This window comes from Ruegeria sp. BG3 (assembly GCF_056538485.1).
The window spans coordinates 1-16,122 of record NZ_JBQFTE010000013.1; the positions used below are offsets into that span (position 1 = coordinate 1).

The following is a 16,122-nucleotide window of genomic DNA, read 5'->3' on the forward strand; positions in this document are numbered from 1 at the left end:
AATACTGGTCCCCCGTCAACCGCGTCGACAACGCATACGGAGACCGAAACCTCGTCTGCACATGCCCTCCAATGGAAGCATACGAAGAAGCCGCAGAGTAAAACTAATAGACCCCGCCGAAAGGCGGGGTTTTCGCTTATCGGAAACCTCTGTTCTTATTTACGCTCATCTTTGGTGTCGTTTTTTGCGGTGAAAGCGTCTTTTTCGCTTGCTGCGTCTGCGAAGGCCTCATAGCTCTGTCCGTGGGACACCCCTCCCCAACGAGGGGCGTGTATCTGGAAGGGTAATACAGATGAGCAATGAACAACCGGCGACGCGGCCGGCGAATCCGCGTTTTTCCTCGGGCCCCTGCGCCAAACCCCCCACATTTGATCTGTCCAAACTGGCCGATGCCGCGCTGGGTCGTTCGCACCGTGCTGCTGTCGGCAAGGACAAGCTGAAAGCGGCCATCGAAGGCACGCGTGAGATTCTGGGCATTCCGGCGGATTACAGGATCGGCATCGTTCCCGCCTCGGACACCGGCGCGGTTGAGATGGCCCTGTGGTCGCTGCTGGGCGAACGCAAGGTCGAGATGCTGGCGTGGGAGAGCTTCGGTGCGGGCTGGGTGACTGACGTGGTCAAGCAGCTGAAGATCGATGCCGAGGTGAAGACGGCAGACTACGGACAGATCGTTGATCTTGCTTCGGTCGATTTCGTCAATGACGTGGTGTTTACGTGGAACGGCACAACCTCGGGCGTTCGGGTGCCCAATGGCGACTGGATCGCCGATGATCGTCAGGGCCTGACGATTTGTGATGCGACCTCGGCGGCCTTTGCGATGGAATTGCCCTGGGACAAACTGGATGTGACCACTTTCAGCTGGCAGAAAGTGCTGGGTGGCGAGGCTGCACACGGGATGCTGATCCTGTCGCCCCGTGCCGTTGAGCGATTGGAAAGCTATACCCCCGCATGGCCGTTGCCCAAGATTTTCCGCCTGACCAAAGGCGGCAAGTTGATTGACGGCATCTTTACCGGGGCGACGATCAATACGCCCTCTATGTTGGCGGTCGAGGATTATCTGTTTGCGCTGGATTGGGCGCGCTCGGTTGGTGGGTTGCAGGGGCTGATCGCTCGTGCCGATGCCAATGCCAGTGCGGTGCATGCCTTCTGCGACCAAAACGATTGGATCGCCAATCTGGCTGAGGACGCGGCGACGCAATCGAACACCTCGGTCTGCCTGAAATTCACAGATGGGCGCATTCAGGACGGTTCAGCATTCGCGAAAGCCGTGGCCAAGCGGCTTGAGGCCGAGAACATCGCCTTGGACATCGGTGCCTATCGCGACGCGCCTGCGGGCCTGCGCATCTGGTGCGGTGGTACGGTCGAGACCTCGGATATCGAGGCGATGCTGCCGTGGTTGGCATGGGCCTTTGAGGCCGAGATCGCGGCGCAGTCCGAGGCTGCCTGACTTTTCACCGGGCCGTTCAAGGCCCGGACCTTCCATACAATTCAAGGACCAGAGAATATGGCCCCCAAAGTACTCGTATCTGACAAGCTCAGCGAAACCGCCGTGCAAATCTTCCGCGATCGCGGCATCGACGTGGATTTCATGCCCGATCTGGGCAAGGACAAAGACAAACTGGCCGAGGTGATCGGTCAGTATGACGGTCTTGCTATTCGTTCGGCCACCAAGGTCACACCGACCATTCTGGAGAAGGCCGACAAACTGAAAGTGATCGGTCGTGCCGGGATCGGGACCGACAATATCGATAAGGATGCGGCCTCGAAAAAGGGTGTGATCGTGATGAACACGCCCTTCGGTAACATGATCACCACAGCCGAGCATGCAATTGCGATGATGTTTGCTGTCGCGCGGCAAATCCCCGAGGCCAGCACCTCGACCCATGCGGGTAAATGGGAAAAGTCCAAGTTCATGGGGATTGAGCTGACCAACAAGACCCTAGGCGTGATCGGGGCGGGCAATATCGGCGGTATCGTGTGTGAGCGCGCGCTTGGCCTGAAGATGAAGGTTGTGGCCTATGACCCCTATCTCGGCGAAGAGAAAGCGGCGCAGATGGGTGTTGAAAAGGTCGAATTGGACGAGCTGCTGGCCCGCGCTGACTTTATCACTCTCCATGTTCCGCTGACCGATCAGACCCGCAATATCCTGAGCCGTGAAAACCTCGCCAAGACCAAGAAAGGCGTGCGTATTATCAACTGTGCCCGCGGTGGTCTGGTCGACGAAGACGCGCTGGCCGAGGCGCTGCAATCGGGTCATGTCGCCGGTGCGGCCTTTGACGTGTTCAGCGAAGAGCCGGCGAAAGAAAACGCCCTTTTCAACCTGCCCAACGTGGTCTGTACGCCTCACCTTGGCGCGGCAACAACTGAAGCGCAGGAGAACGTTGCGCTTCAAGTGGCCGAGCAGATCTCGAACTATCTGCTGACCGGTGCTGTGGAAAATGCGTTGAACATGCCCAGCGTTACGGCGGAAGAAGCCAAGGTCATGGGGCCGTGGATCAAGCTGGCCGGTCATCTGGGCAGCTTCATCGGCCAGATGACCGATGAGCCGGTGCAGGCGATCAACATCCTCTATGATGGTGTGGCGGCTGAAATGAACCTGGCCGCTCTGAACTGCGCTGTCGTTGCGGGGATCATGAAGAAGTTCAATCCCGAGGTGAACATGGTCTCGGCCCCGGTTGTCGCCAAGGAGCGTGGCATCAAGATCTCGACCACCAATCAGGACAAGTCCGGTGCGTTTGAGGGCTATATCAAGGTCACCGTGGTGACCACCAAGCGCGAGCGCTCGATCGGTGGGACCGTGTTCAGCGATGGCAAGCCGCGCTTTATCCAGATCAAAGGCATCAATATCGATGCCGAGATCGGGGCGCATATGCTCTACACCACCAACGAGGATGTGCCGGGCATCATCGGTGCGCTGGGTCAGACCATGGGCGAGAACGACGTGAACATCGCGAACTTTACCCTCGGCCGGTCCGAGGCGGGTGGTGAGGCGATTGCGCTTCTTTATGTGGACGAACCTGTCCCGGCCGAGGCGCGCGCTAAGCTGGCGGAAACGGGCTTGTTCACGCAGATCAAACCGCTGGAGTTCGACGTCGCCTGATTGGCACCCTTTGTCATTTCAGACAATTTGACACCCGCGCCAAGGACCGGCGCGGGTGTTCCTGATTGCGCTATCAACGCTTTCGCCTCTAAACTGCCGTGACAGCAGCCGAGACCTTTTCATGACTAAACCGATTTACGCCATTGGCGACCTGCACGGGCAGAGCGCCGAGTTCGACCGACTCCTTTCTCTGATTGACCGCGACGGCGGGCCTGAGGCTCAGGTGGTGTTTCTGGGCGACTATACCGACCGGGGACCGGATAGCCGGGGCGTTCTGGACCGCTTGATCGCGGGATGCGCGGCAGGGCGGGACTGGATTACCTTATTAGGAAATCACGACCGGATGTTTGCATGGTTTCTCGAGGATTTCCCCCGCCATGATCCGCATCTTCTGGTCGGCTACCACTGGCTGCACGAACGTCTGGGCGGGGTCGAAACACTTGCCAGCTATGGTATCGTGTTCGAGGGGCAAACCCGGCTTGAGGATCTGCACGCCATGGCGTTGCAGGCGGTACCCGAGGATCATCGTGCGTTCCTGCAGGGGCTGGATTTGATGCACCAGACACCCGAACTGGCTTTTGTTCATGCGGGCATCCGCCCCGGTATCGCGCTGGATCAGCAGGATGAAAACGATCTGGTCTGGATTCGGCAGGAGTTTTTGAAACATACTGCGCCGCATCCCAAGCTGATCGTTCACGGCCATACTCCGGTCGACCGGGTGACCTATTGCGGCAATCGTGTGAATCTGGATACCGGCGCGGGGTATGGACGCCCGGCCAGTGTCGTTGTCTTCGAAGGCCGCACCTGTTGGGAGTTGACTGAAAAGGGCCGGGTCAGCCTTGTGTAAAGCTGTCTTTATAGGTCTCGCGCAGGGCGTTCTTTTGCACCTTGCCCATGGTATTGCGGGGTAGCTCATCAAGCACGATCAGTTTGCGCGGATGTTTAAACCGGGCCAGCTGCTCCTGAACACGCGCCAGAATGGCACCCAGATCAAGGACCTGCCCGGGCTGAGGCACTAGAATGCCCAGCACCGTTTCGCCAAAGTCCGGATGCGGCACACCGATGACCGCGCTTTCCAAAACACCGGGTTGGTCGTCCAACAGAAGCTCGATTTCCTTGGGGTAGATGTTGTACCCGCCCGAGATGATCAGGTCTTTGCCACGGCCGACGATATGGACATAGCCATCCTCGTCCACCCGGCCCAAGTCGCCAGTGATAAAGAACCCGTTCTCGCGCAGCTCAGCGGAGGTTTTCTCGGGCATCTGCCAATAGCCCTTGAACACGTTCGGACCGCGCACCTCGATCATGCCGATCTCGCCTTGTGGCAAAGGCGCGCCGGTTTCGGGGTCCGTAACCTTCAGCTCGACATCAGGAAGCGGGAACCCGACGGTCCCGGCGCGGCGTTCGCCGTCATAGGGGTTTGAGGTGTTCATGTTGGTTTCGGTCATTCCATAGCGTTCGAGGATACGATGCCCGGTGCGGGCTTCGAACAATTCATGGGTTTCTGCGAGCAGCGGTGCCGAGCCTGAGATGAACAGCCGCATATGGCGCGTCAGATCTCCGGTAAACCGATCATCGCCCAGCAGGCGAGTGTAGAAGGTTGGCACACCCATCATCGAGGTGGCCTCCGGCATCAGACGCAGGATGTCGTCCTGATCGAACTTGGGCAGAAAGATCATCGACCCGCCTGAGGCCAGCACCACATTGGTTGCAACGAACAGGCCATGCGTGTGAAAGATCGGCAGCGCATGCAGCAGCACATCGTCCTTGGTGAAGCGCCATTCCTGCACCAGCGTTTCGGCATTGGACAGCAGGTTGGCCTGCGTCAGCATCGCACCTTTCGATCGTCCCGTTGTGCCCGAGGTATAGAGGAAAGCAGCCAGATCATCCTCGGACCGGCTGACAGGTTCGAACGCAGGCAGCATCCCCAACGCTCGGCGCATCAGGCTGCCGCTGCCATCGGCGTTCAGCGTCGCAAGATGGGCGTTCTGCGCTTGGGCAATCGGGGTCAGGCCAGCCTCGTTCGCGATATCGCAGACCACCAGCTTCGCGCCGCTGTTTTCGATGAAATACTGCAGCTCGGTGGTCGTATAGGCGGTGTTGAGCGGCAAGAAAATCAGCCCGGTCTGCGCGCATGCTGCGTAGAGGGCAAGCGCCTCGGGCGATTTTTCGACCTGAACGGCGACGCGGTCTCCGGGCTCAAGCTCCAGCCCCGTCAGCGCGTTGGCCAGCCGCGCGGCCGTGTCGAGAAAGGTGGCATGGGTCAGAACCTGACCGTCGGGCAGATGCAGGAACGGAGTGGTTTTCCCGGCGTGAATGCCAAACAGACGATCAAAAAGCGGGTTGGCCATTCGGTGTTCCTTTCCGTGCGTCGCGGGCTGAATCTGGCTGGGAAAACCGGGACCGTAAAGCCCCGTTTGCCAGATATTTCCAACCAACTCTGGCGAAAATGCTGCACCTGCGATATGCGCTATGCAGATTGCCGGAGACCTGCCATGTACGTTGCCACCTTGCTGACCAATCCCACCACGCCCTCGCTTGAGGTCCCGATGGTGGACGCGTTGCGAAATGCGTGGGGCGGGGGCGAAGTCACGTGGCTCAACCCCGGTGAGGCGGCCGAGTTCACACTGTCCGAGATGCCAGACAATCGTTGGGATGTCTGGGCCGATCTGCAGGAAATGAGCGTCGATCTGGTCGTTCAGGCGTCTGAAGGGCGGCGCAAGAAAATGCTTCTGGCGGATATGGACAGCACCATGATCCAGCAGGAATGCATTGATGAGTTGGCGGATGAGGCGGGCGTGGGTGAGCGCGTCAAGGACATCACCGCCCGCGCGATGAATGGTGAGCTGGACTTCGAAGGCGCGCTGATCGAACGGGTCGGCCTGTTGAAAGGGCTGGACGAGGCGGTCATTGACCATGTTCTGAACACACGGATCACCCTCATGCCCGGCGGGCGCGAATTAGTGGCGACCATGCGCACGGCTGGCGGCTATGCGGCCTTGGTCTCGGGCGGGTTCACCGCGTTTACGGCCCGCGTGGCAGAGCAGTTGGGGTTTGATGAGAACCGGGCGAACACTCTGTTGACCGAGAATGGGCAGCTAACGGGTGATGTGCAGCGCCCGATCCTAGGGCGGCAGGCCAAGGTGGAGGCGCTGGAGCGGATCACCGCAACGCTTGGCTTGTCCGAGGGCGACGTGATCGCGGTTGGCGACGGAGCTAACGATCTGAGCATGTTGGGGCGGGCCGGAACCGGCGTTGCACTGCACGCGAAGCCCTCGGTTGCGGCTGAGTGCGACGTGCGGATCAATCACGGAGACCTGACGGCCCTGCTTTACATTCAGGGCTATAGCAAGGCTGATTTCAGCGGCTAAAGTCGCTTAGAACAAGTCAAAGCGCACCGGATTCTGCGCCCAGTACACACGCGCGGCCAGCAACAGCCGGGCCTTTGGATCGCTGGCGGCGGCATAAGGAACCGGAACTCCGAACTTTGAGCTGATATTCTCCAGCGCAGTCAGTGTCGCCGGGCCGACTTGGCCATCGACGGTGACATTTTCCCCAAGTTCGTTCAGCGCCAGTTGCAAAGCCCGATCCAGATCCCCGCGCGAGAGGCTGTCGAGTTGCGATTGAGCCTGCGCGGCAGGTTCCTCATTCGGCAGCATGGCTGCTTTGGCCGCCCTGAGCGCGGCGTCAGCGGGACCTTTACCCGGTACCTGACCGTCCAGAATGATGTAAGCTCCGTTCGCACCGCCCCAGGCATCACCGCGTTCCAGCGATGTATCGTACCAGGCCAAAGCCTCGGTACGGGGCCGGCCCTGTAGCTGGTCCCGCATGATCATGCGGGCGATACTTGCCGGAGCGGTTGGGTGCCCGCCTTGGGCTGCCGCCAGAAAATAGGATTCAGCTTTGTCGAAATCGACCGGATTGCCGCCCAGACCATTCAGCGAGACATAGGCCAGATTGTCGTACCCATAGATGTCCTGCCGTAGTTCGGAAGCGCGGAGATATCGCAACCCACGCTCGGGGATATAGCGTTCCGAGTTTTCACGCAGGAAATACATGCCCAGTTCATTCATCGAATAGGTATGTCCAAGCTCGACCGACCGTTCCAACAGTTCGAAGCCGCGGTTTTTCTCTTCGGTCGTTTCACCTTTGCGCAGCAGTTGTTGGCCCAGCCGGTGCATGGCATAGGGGTCTTGCTGGGCGATGGCTTCTTCTAACAGCGCGCGCGCTTTATCCGGGTCATAAGGGGTCTTGGTGACCGCGCGGTCGATGCGCTGTGTATCCAACAAAGTTGCCAGAGCGTATTTGGCGCGAATATGCCCGCCGTCGACAGCGGTCGTGAAACTCTCAAAGGCGCCTGACACATTTCCTGCGGCTTGTTGCAAACGGCCCAGTTGATACTGGAACCGTGCGTTTTCCGGATAGTCCTCGACCGCTTGCGAACAGGCGGCCAGACCTTTGGTGATATCCAGCTCATTCGGCAGGCGAAACACGCCAACGCCATTAAGATCCAGCGCATCCCCCGCTTCGAGATCGCAGGCATTCATCCCCAATTCCAGAGAGACCTCAACCGTCTGTCGCGTCTGATCAGCGGTTACGACTTCGACTGCGAAGGTATCGGCAAAATCGGTTTTGGGCAGGTCAACGGCACGTGTGTCCGTGATCTCGGGCGTATAGGTCAGAGATGTTTCGCTTGCGCTGACAGCACCCCGGTCAGGGGTTTCCGTCACCCGCACATCTACAATGTCCCTTCCCAGCGCTTGGCTCAGGCTTTGGGACAAAGGGACGGATTTATCAAACTGATAACTGAGCGATAGGGATTGTGGGGCGCCATCCTGCAGCGCCTCAGGTTCAACCTCGACTTTTTGCTGCGCCAGGTAAAACGGGCGCACCAGTGTCGAGCTTTCCCAAGGGATCTGCTGGCCCGATGTTTTGGTGTGAACCCTCTCGCGAATGACCGGAAAGAGCTGTTGGATATTCTCAAACGGAGAGGATTGGGCAGTTTCCAGCACAGCCGCCGTATAGGGGCTGTTGTGGCCGATCTCGCCGTCACTGGCCACCGCACCGGGCGAGGTGGAATAGGCTACCAGTGAGTTCAGCGGCGTTTTGAAGACGTCGAACCCTTCGCGGGTCTCAAAAAGGTTGGCGTCCAGATCGGCCGCCAATCTGAGGTCTTGAAACGGATTGTCCCTGCACGAGTCCAGAATGGCCACGTGGGCCGCGCTGCGGGCGGATAGGGTGTCAATCACACGATCCAGCGTCATCGTTGCCAGCGGCACATCATAGACGCTTTCAAACTTGGCATCCACGGGCAGCAAATAGTTTCGCCGCCCGATCTGAATGCCGTGACCTGCATAGTAGAACAGAACATCTGCGGAATCCGGGATGTTCAGAACCGCTGTGCGGATCAGCTCTTCAAACTCGCGTTTGGTCAGGTCATAGCCGTCAAAGACTTGGAAATCGAAGTCTCGCAGCATGTCCGCAATGTCTTCGGCGTCTTTTCTGGCATTGGTCAGGTCGCCAACGCTCGTGTAGTCCTGATTGCCGATGACGATCGCAACCCTGCTGTTCGCGCTGGTTGCCGACGAGGACTGCGCGCTGAGGCCGCTTGCGCAAATCGTCAGGATAGACGCAGCTGCTAGCAAATGGCGCCGACCAGTTTTAGACCCAAGCTTAAGCATGTGGTGTCGTCTCCGGCTTAACCGCCCCAGCCGCCACCGCCGCCGCCGCCGTCTCCACCACCGCCGCCGCCGCCGCCGCCACCACCATCTCCGCCGTCGCGGTCATACGCATTTTGAGGCGCTGTTGATGAAACGGCCGTTGGGGTTACTTCCGGTGCTGCTGCAGGGGCTGCTGCCACCGTCGTTGCGGGCGCAGTCGCGGGAGTTGTCGCTACCGCCGCCGCAGGCGTTGGTTGAGGGGCGGTTGCAGTCGGGGTGACAGTCTCAGTCTGTGACCAAGGGGACGCACAGCCTGCAACAACAAGGGTACAGGCGAAAAACAATGAAGTGGACGCGAAGCGCATCTCAAGCCTCCTAAAATAAAACAACTTATTAAACTCACACATAACACCGTAACTTGTGTCTTTGGAGCAGGTCTATGAACCTTTTCACATATACACGAAAAGAGGAGGCTCGGCCAATTTTCCTAATTGGCGCTGACAAAAGGTAGGCTTTCCTTAATTTAACATTTGTGTTAAATAAGAATCATGACCGATCTTATTGCCGCCTTTTCCGCACTATCTGACCGCACTCGGTTCGCCATCGTCGAGCAGCTGATGGACGGCGGCGAACTGCCCGCCGGAGACCTGGTCGAAGGCAAAGGCATGTCAGGTGCCGCAATCTCGCGCCACCTGAAGGTGCTGCGCGAGGCAGGATTGGTGCAACAACGCGTGCTGGGTACCCAGAGGTTGTATTCCGTCCACTCCGAAGGTCTTCGTGCGATTGCCGAGTGGACGATCTCGAAACGGCAGTTCTGGGAAAGCAGTCTGGATCGTTTGGGTGACATTTTGGAAAGGGAAAATTCATGGCCGACCTGAAATTGGAGCGGGACTTTCCCGTCAGCCCGGAAGATCTTTTTGTTTGGGTGACAGATGGCTCAAAACTACTGCAGTGGTGGGGGCCGGAAGGCATGCATGTGCCGGATCACAATCTGGATTTTTCAAGAACCGGCCCCTGGTTTTCAGTGATGGAAAACAGCGATGGGCAGCAATTCAAGGTTTCGGGGCATGTCACGCATGTTGATCCACCGAACTCAGTCGGCTTCACGTGGGGTTGGCATGGCGACCAAGATCAACGCGGGCCGGAAAGCCACGTGACTTTTACAATAACGGTAACCGAAACCGGCGCCCGACTTGTTATCGATCACCGTGAGCTCGCCGACGCCGAGGCAGCTGAGAACCACAACACAGGCTGGACATCCTCGCTGCGCAAGCTCGAAGCGCAGTGCCAATAGATTTCATTCAGGGAGGACCGAAATGCCCCAATATCTATTTGTTTATCACGGGGGCCACACCCCAACTGACCCCGCAGAAATCGAAGCAACCATGGCCGCATGGGGCGCGTGGTTTCAAAACATGGGCGAGGCTTTGGATATCCCGGGAAACCCGGTAGGCCAATCCTATACCGTCAGCAACGGCGGCGTTGTCGACAATGGCGGGGCAAACCCGGCCTCTGGCTTCACGGTGATCAAAGCCGACAGCATGGATGCCGCGACCGAGATGGCCAAAGGCTGCCCGATGGTCATCAACGGATCTGGCTCGGTCGAAGTGGCGGAAATCCACGAAATCGAAATGTAGCTGCTTTAGTTCGCAAAGCCCGGCGCGGGTCGGATGACACCGCATTCCAGTCCTCGGCGGCTGTATTGCGTGGCATTCATGAATTTGCGTGTCGCCGGGTGATCAGCCTCCAACACCCCGAGGCTGACGAGAATGGCCGCGATGGCGCATTCGCTGGCGCGGGTGGTGCCATCGGTGATCTTCAGCGCAATACCCATGCGTTTTTCCGGCAGGATCGCGACGAAGACTGCCTCGGCCCCGGTCTTGATCGCAGCGCGCCCGTTCATTGCGCGCATCAATTCGGTACAGGCGCGGGTTTCGCCCGCGACAAGCTCTGGGTGCTTGATCATCGCGGCGGTTAGCTGCTGCGCCGCATCGCTCGACCGGTCCGAACGATTGGCGGCCGAGGCAAACCAAGCCATCGAGCGCGCAAGCCCCACCAGCGAGGTCGCGAAATTCGGAGCCGAGCATCCGTCGATGCCGTAGCCGGGGCTGGTCTCGCCGGTTGTTTCCTCAAAGGCAGACAAGCAGGCCTGTTGAACTGGGTGGTCAATCTCAAGGTATTCCGGTCCGGCCCCCATATGCTGAGACAGGGTCAGAAACCCGCAGTGTTTGCCCGAGCAATTGTTGTGGATTTGGCATGGCGTATCGTCGGCCAGAATAAGCCGGTCGCGCGCGGCTATGTCGGCCGGCTCTTGCGGGCCGCAGCGCAGATCATGCTCGGTGAGACCGAGATGATCCAGCCAGACTGAGACGCGATCCGTGTGAATGGCGGCCCCGTTATGGGAGGCGCAGGCCAGCGCAAGATGTTCTGAGTTCAGCCCGTATTTGGCCGCAGCGCCAGACGTAACCAAAGGCAGAGCTTGAATCATCTTGGCTGAGGATCGCGGGTAGATCACTGCGTTCGGATCGCCCCAGCTTTGCACGATCTGCCCGGTGTCATCGCAGACCACTGCATGGCCCAGATGCAGGCTTTCCAACAGATCGCCGCGCCACAGTTCTGTCATCGGGATGGGCTGCGTCATCTGGACCTCCGGATTTATGCGCAAAATTCTGCCAATCGCCCTTTCGCCTGTGGCGAAACCTGCGTTAGTGTGTGTATGTCGACAATCATCGGAATGCGCAACGTTTCCAAGACGAACTGGCAGGGTTCGCATGGCTTTCCGATGGGTATGAGGTAGAAGGTCGAGCTAGGAGGCTGGACAAATGGGATCATTGCTTACCCGCGTGCTTGCGGGTCTGTGTGTGGCGGGTATGGCCACAACTGCAATCGCACAGCAGGGGACAAGTACGAACCGCGTCGCGGCAAAAACGGATTGGAGCGTTTTTGTCGAAGATGATCCCACCGAATGCTGGAGCGTTTCGGCCCCCAAGGAAACCGTGAACACGCGGGGCGGACGTGTCGTTTCCGTGCGCCGCAGCGACATCTTGCTGTTTGTCTTCTATCGTCCGAATGCAGAGGTCAAAGGGCAAGTGACCTTTACCGGTGGCTACCCTTTCGCGGCCGGTTCCACGGTGAACCTGGTTGTAGACGGGTCTGAATTCGAACTGTTTACCGAGGGCGAGTGGGCTTGGCCGGCGACTGCTCAGGACGATGCCAAGATCGTCACCGCCATGAAGCGCGGGACCGAGGCTGTGCTGACCGCACGCTCGGAACGCGGGACGCAAACCAAGGACACGTTCTCTCTGCTGGGCTTCACCGCCGCGATCGAAGACGCCGAGACGCGCTGCACCAAGTGATACGGCCACCGCGCTGATGTGCTAGAGTGGGGCGTCCGCAATAGGAGGCCCTGACATGCGCTATACCCTGCTTTTCTACCTTTTTCCCTGTGCCGTTCTGGCCGACCCGGCGCTGGAATGCGCTGATGCCGCGTCGCAGGTCGAAATTGGTGCTTGCGTATCCGACATGGAGCAGCGCGTGGAACTGGCACTACAGGCCGCCTATGGGTTTGCCTCTGATGCCGCTCATGAGCTGGATGAAGTGACTGGCCGTGCTGCGGCCAAACCCGCGCTTGAGGCCGCTCAAACGGCCTGGACCACCTATCGCGACGCGCAATGCGAGGCCGTGGGGGCGTCGTTTGGCGGAGGGTCGGGCACGGGAATCGGGATATCCTCATGCAAAGTCGAACTGGGCAGGGCGCGGGTAGACGAGTTGCTGAGCATGGCAAATTGAGCGGTACGATTCCTTTTGATCTTTGCGCGCGATCCTATATAGAGGCGCATCCCAATCCGGAATCCACCTAAGATACGCCCAGTAGGTACCCAAATGTCGCCCAAAGCGCCGATCACTCAAGACGTCATGACCATCCCCCGCAAACTGCCTGAGGGGAAGGTGAACCTTGTCGGTCTGACGCGCGATCAGCTCCGCGCGGCTCTGATCGAACATGGCACGCCGGAAAAGCAGGCCAAGATGCGGACCGGTCAGATCTGGCAGTGGATCTACCAATGGGGCGTGCGCGATTTCGCACTGATGACCAACCTGGCCAAAGCCTATCGCGCGCAACTGGCCGAGAGCTTTGTGATCGAAATTCCCGAAGTGGTGACCCGTCAGGTGTCCGAAGACGGCACGCGCAAGTACCTGTGTCGTATCGCGGGCGGGCATGAGGTCGAGGTCGTTTACATCCCTGAAGAGGATCGCGGTACGCTGTGTATCTCGTCTCAGGTCGGTTGTACGCTGACCTGCTCTTTCTGCCATACCGGCACGCAGAAACTGGTGCGCAACCTGACAGCGGCCGAGATTGTGGGCCAGGTGATGATGGCCCGCGATGATCTTGAGGAATGGCCGACCCCCGGTGCGCCGAAGGATGAGACGCGCCTGCTGTCGAACATCGTTCTGATGGGCATGGGTGAGCCGCTATACAATTTCGAAAACGTCCGCGACGCGATGAAGATCGCCATGGACCCCGAAGGGATTTCCCTGTCGCGTCGGCGGATCACTCTGTCGACGAGCGGCGTTGTTCCGGAAATCGCCCGCACCGCCGAAGAGATTGGCTGCCTATTGGCGATCTCGTTCCACGCCACTACAGATGAGACCCGCGACGTGCTGGTGCCGATCAACAAGCGCTGGAACATCGAGGAGTTGCTGCAGGCGCTGGCCAGCTATCCCAATGTCTCGAATTCCGAGCGGATCACGTTCGAATACGTGATGCTGGATGGTGTGAATGACAGCGACGAGGACGCGCATCGTCTGATCGACCACATCAAACGTCATAAGATCCCGGCCAAGATCAACCTGATTCCGTTCAACGAATGGCCTGGTGCGCCGTACAAACGCAGCTCGAACAATCGTATCCGGGCCTTTGCGAATATCATCTACCAGGCTGGCTATGCCTCGCCCATCCGCAAGACGCGCGGCGAGGATATCATGGCGGCCTGCGGTCAGTTGAAATCGGCAACCGAGCGTGCGCGTAAATCGAGTAAGCAGATCGAAGCTGAGGCCGGGTTGAGCGGTAACTAGGCCACTTCTGCCAAGGGTTGCAGCGGTAAACTTAATGTTTCCGGTGCTGATTTTGCCTTCAAAATTTGCTATGTGTTAGGGCGTCCGTTCCTGTTTCGGACGCTCGGCTTTCCCTTGAAACGCCGGGGCTTTTCGCCGCCAGCTTATTTTCTCGTTACGCGCGGCATGTAGGCAAACTGATATTTCAGGTGAGCCCCAAATGATTGAACGACCTCGAAGTGAATTGAAAACCATTGCATTTGCAGTCCTATTTGTACCGCTATCTGCGGCGGGCGCTTTTGCGGAAGACCCCGATGCGCATCTGGCCATCGAAAACCCGGCCGAGCTGAGCAAGGACGAAGCTAGCACGCATTATCGCGCGCTGTCGAAACGTTTGGCCCGTGGCTATGCGACGTCGCAGCTGGATCTCATTTTGAATTACCAAAGCTGGCCGCTGTTCAATGATGCGCCCTATATCTCGGCAACACACGGGCAGCGGTTCGTGAACAGCTACGCTAACCGCATGGCCCTGAACTACGCGACCCTGCAACCGGGTGAGCTTTTGCCCATGGGCTCGGTTCTGGCCAAGGACAGCATGACGGTGACCGATGAGGGTAAGATCTACCCCGGCGCCATGTTCGTGATGGAGAAACTGGCCCTAGGCGCCAACCCCGAGACGGCAGACTGGCGCTACATCATGGTACTGCCCGATGGGTCTTTGTTTGGCGACACGTTAGGGGATCGGGCCGGGGCCGTGGCCTATTGCCATGACTGCCACGTGCAAGTGGCCGACAGGGACTACACCTTCTACGTGCCCGAGGACTACCAGATCAAAGGTGAGTAGATCGCTTTGCGTTTGATTTGAATCGAAATACGCTGCGTCTCCCTAAGGTCTCTCACACATCGCGGTCGCGATGTGTTGCCGACAGTCGCTCATACGAGCGACGAGAGGCGAACACGCATTTCGATGATATTGCCTCAGGTAAAACGTAAAACGCTTTAGACCTATCCGCGACGAAAGCGGGCGGTTCCGATAACCTCGATCAGGTTTTGCCGGACCGGCTCGGGTTGCGCCTCGACCGCGTTCAGAACCTCACGCAGTTCGGCGCGAAGCCCGTGCATCTGGTCGATCAGAGAGATCATCATCGACAAGGCATCGGCCTCCATATCGTATTGCTCGTGCAATTCGCAGGCCAGTTCCAGCCGGGCGACGTCGATGCTGTGATAGACGACCCCTTGGTCCGACTGTTCGGGGATCACGATCTCGGCGGCCAGATACTCGGTCAGGCGGTCCGAGGTCAGGCGAGTGATGGTTTCGATCAGTTCCTCTTCGGTCAGGGTCATGTCGGCATTCCTTTCCGAGGATCATAGCGATGGGCGTCGCGCCATGTCTCCATGAATTGCTTGAGGTCGTCGTCGATCTGGTTGGGCAGGGCGACGGTGAGTTCGATCAGTTGATCCCCCCGTTCGGACGAGCCGCGTTTTTTGACTCCCTTGCCCCGCAGGCGCAGGGTTTTGCCGCTGCTGGTGCCGGCCGGGACGGTGACGTTGACGCCACCGTCGATTGTGGGGGCAGGGACTTTGCCACCCAAGACAGCCTCATCAATGGTGATCGGCAATGTAATGTGAATGTCATCCCCCTGCCTGTCGAACAGCGGATGGTCCGCGACCGAAATTGTGACCAGCGCGTCCCCCGGAGGCCCTTCACCATAGCCAGGAGCGCCCTTGCCTCGCAGCCGGATGGTTTGGCCCGTGGTGATACCCGCCGGGATTTTAACCTCGATCCGGTTGCCATCGGGCAAGGTGAGTTTCTGGCTGGCCCCAAACACGGCATCCAGAAAGCTGATCTGCAGTGAGTAATTCAGATTGTGACCCGGCGCATGGAACTCCTGTGTGCGCTGACCGCCAAACCCACCGCGGCCGCGCATGAATTCGGCGAAGATGTCTGACATGTCATCCGGGTCCGCCTGCCGTCCGCGATAGGGGTTTCCGGCGGCCTCGGCATAGTCGCGATAATATTGCTGTTGAGGGCGCTCCTGACCCGAAGCGTCAATCTCGCCATTGTCATAGCGGGCACGGGTTTCGGGGTCTTTCAGCAGATCATAAGCAGCGGCGGCGGCTTTGAACTTGGCCTCGGCCTCGGCATCACCGGGTTTGAGGTCCGGGTGGCATTCCTTGGCGATGCGCCGATAGGCTTTCTTGATCTCGGCGGCACTGGCGTCTTTGGCGACGCCAAGGACGGAATAGGGATCGTCGCTCATCTCACCTCTCGCGGATGTGGGTCGGTCTGATCTTTATGAATGTGTTTTA

At 58.8% G+C, this 16,122-nt stretch carries 17 protein-coding genes; 11 read left to right on the plus strand and 6 right to left on the minus strand.

From position 1 onward, the window contains the following. Positions 1–292 precede the first annotated feature (292 nt). The 3 genes from ACR0AI_RS19335 to ACR0AI_RS19345 all read left to right on the plus strand — a co-directional run bounded on the left by ACR0AI_RS19335 (position 293) and on the right by ACR0AI_RS19345 (position 3,947). Entirely contained in the window at positions 293–1,447 is a 1,155-nt protein-coding gene (locus tag ACR0AI_RS19335) for a phosphoserine transaminase (RefSeq protein ID WP_480676469.1), read from the plus strand. Between the two features lie 57 nt (positions 1,448–1,504). After that, the gene (gene serA / locus ACR0AI_RS19340) at positions 1,505–3,100 is read left to right on the plus strand and encodes a phosphoglycerate dehydrogenase (protein ID WP_170482243.1); all 1,596 of its coding nucleotides are present in this window, start codon (positions 1,505–1,507) and stop codon (positions 3,098–3,100) included. 121 nt (positions 3,101–3,221) lie between these two features. Continuing rightward, a complete protein-coding gene (locus ACR0AI_RS19345; protein WP_480676471.1) occupies positions 3,222–3,947 on the plus strand; it encodes a metallophosphoesterase family protein in 726 nt (241 codons plus the stop codon). On the opposite strand, the gene ACR0AI_RS19350 is transcribed toward ACR0AI_RS19345, so the two are convergent. After that, positions 3,934–5,451, minus strand: a complete 1,518-nt coding sequence (locus ACR0AI_RS19350) for a malonate--CoA ligase (RefSeq protein WP_480676473.1) — start codon at positions 5,449–5,451, stop codon at positions 3,934–3,936. The two genes, ACR0AI_RS19345 and ACR0AI_RS19350, sit on opposite strands and share 14 nt — an antisense overlap. A 144-nt stretch (positions 5,452–5,595) precedes the next feature. Between ACR0AI_RS19350 and serB the strand changes: the two genes are divergently transcribed. Further along, a complete protein-coding gene (gene serB / locus ACR0AI_RS19355) occupies positions 5,596–6,471 on the plus strand; it encodes a phosphoserine phosphatase SerB (protein WP_480676475.1) in 876 nt (291 codons plus the stop codon). A gap of 6 nt (positions 6,472–6,477) precedes the next feature. Here the strand turns inward: serB and ACR0AI_RS19360 are convergent, their stop codons facing one another. Both ACR0AI_RS19360 and ACR0AI_RS19365 read right to left on the minus strand, forming a co-directional pair. After that, a complete protein-coding gene (locus ACR0AI_RS19360; RefSeq protein ID WP_480676477.1) occupies positions 6,478–8,781 on the minus strand; it encodes a caspase family protein in 2,304 nt (767 codons plus the stop codon). 17 nt (positions 8,782–8,798) lie between these two features. Further along, positions 8,799–9,125 (minus strand): hypothetical protein, encoded by a 327-nt coding sequence (locus tag ACR0AI_RS19365; protein WP_480701440.1) that lies wholly within the window; start codon positions 9,123–9,125, stop codon positions 8,799–8,801. A gap of 183 nt (positions 9,126–9,308) precedes the next feature. Between ACR0AI_RS19365 and ACR0AI_RS19370 the strand changes: the two genes are divergently transcribed. From ACR0AI_RS19370 to ACR0AI_RS19380, 3 genes are read left to right on the plus strand one after another with little or no spacing between them, the layout of a single operon-like run. Continuing rightward, positions 9,309–9,638: a metalloregulator ArsR/SmtB family transcription factor gene (locus tag ACR0AI_RS19370; RefSeq protein ID WP_170469519.1), complete on the plus strand. Its 330-nt coding sequence runs from the start codon at positions 9,309–9,311 to the stop codon at positions 9,636–9,638. Next, positions 9,626–10,054: an SRPBCC family protein gene (locus ACR0AI_RS19375; RefSeq protein WP_170662959.1), complete on the plus strand. Its 429-nt coding sequence runs from the start codon at positions 9,626–9,628 to the stop codon at positions 10,052–10,054. The genes ACR0AI_RS19370 and ACR0AI_RS19375 overlap by 13 nt, the downstream gene beginning before the upstream one ends. A 22-nt stretch (positions 10,055–10,076) precedes the next feature. Further along, entirely contained in the window at positions 10,077–10,397 is a 321-nt protein-coding gene (locus ACR0AI_RS19380; protein WP_170459773.1) for a YciI family protein, read from the plus strand. Positions 10,398–10,402: 5 nt separating this feature from the next. Here ACR0AI_RS19380 and ACR0AI_RS19385 read toward each other — a convergent pair whose 3' ends face one another. Next, positions 10,403–11,401 carry an asparaginase gene (locus ACR0AI_RS19385; protein ID WP_480676481.1) on the minus strand — a complete coding sequence of 333 codons (999 nt, stop codon included), beginning with the start codon at positions 11,399–11,401 and terminating at the stop codon, positions 10,403–10,405. A 181-nt stretch (positions 11,402–11,582) separates the two neighbouring features. Here ACR0AI_RS19385 and ACR0AI_RS19390 point away from each other — a divergent pair, with 181 nt between their 5' ends. The 4 genes from ACR0AI_RS19390 to ACR0AI_RS19405 all read left to right on the plus strand — a co-directional run bounded on the left by ACR0AI_RS19390 (position 11,583) and on the right by ACR0AI_RS19405 (position 14,656). Then, entirely contained in the window at positions 11,583–12,116 is a 534-nt protein-coding gene (locus ACR0AI_RS19390; protein WP_480676483.1) for an invasion associated locus B family protein, read from the plus strand. A gap of 55 nt (positions 12,117–12,171) precedes the next feature. Next, a complete protein-coding gene (locus tag ACR0AI_RS19395; RefSeq protein ID WP_480676485.1) occupies positions 12,172–12,549 on the plus strand; it encodes a lysozyme inhibitor LprI family protein in 378 nt (125 codons plus the stop codon). Between the two features lie 93 nt (positions 12,550–12,642). Further along, positions 12,643–13,833: a dual-specificity RNA methyltransferase RlmN gene (gene rlmN / locus ACR0AI_RS19400; RefSeq protein WP_480676487.1), complete on the plus strand. Its 1,191-nt coding sequence runs from the start codon at positions 12,643–12,645 to the stop codon at positions 13,831–13,833. A 199-nt stretch (positions 13,834–14,032) separates the two neighbouring features. Continuing rightward, the gene (locus ACR0AI_RS19405; RefSeq protein WP_480676489.1) at positions 14,033–14,656 is read left to right on the plus strand and encodes a cytochrome P460 family protein; all 624 of its coding nucleotides are present in this window, start codon (positions 14,033–14,035) and stop codon (positions 14,654–14,656) included. Positions 14,657–14,817: 161 nt separating this feature from the next. Here ACR0AI_RS19405 and ACR0AI_RS19410 read toward each other — a convergent pair whose 3' ends face one another. Both ACR0AI_RS19410 and ACR0AI_RS19415 read right to left on the minus strand, forming a co-directional pair. Then, on the minus strand, positions 14,818–15,156 hold the full coding sequence (locus ACR0AI_RS19410) for a hypothetical protein (RefSeq protein ID WP_480676491.1): 339 nt from the start codon (positions 15,154–15,156) through the stop codon (positions 14,818–14,820). After that, positions 15,153–16,073: a DnaJ C-terminal domain-containing protein gene (locus ACR0AI_RS19415; protein ID WP_480676493.1), complete on the minus strand. Its 921-nt coding sequence runs from the start codon at positions 16,071–16,073 to the stop codon at positions 15,153–15,155. Before ACR0AI_RS19415 ends, ACR0AI_RS19410 begins: the two co-directional genes overlap by 4 nt. Positions 16,074–16,122 lie beyond the last annotated feature (49 nt).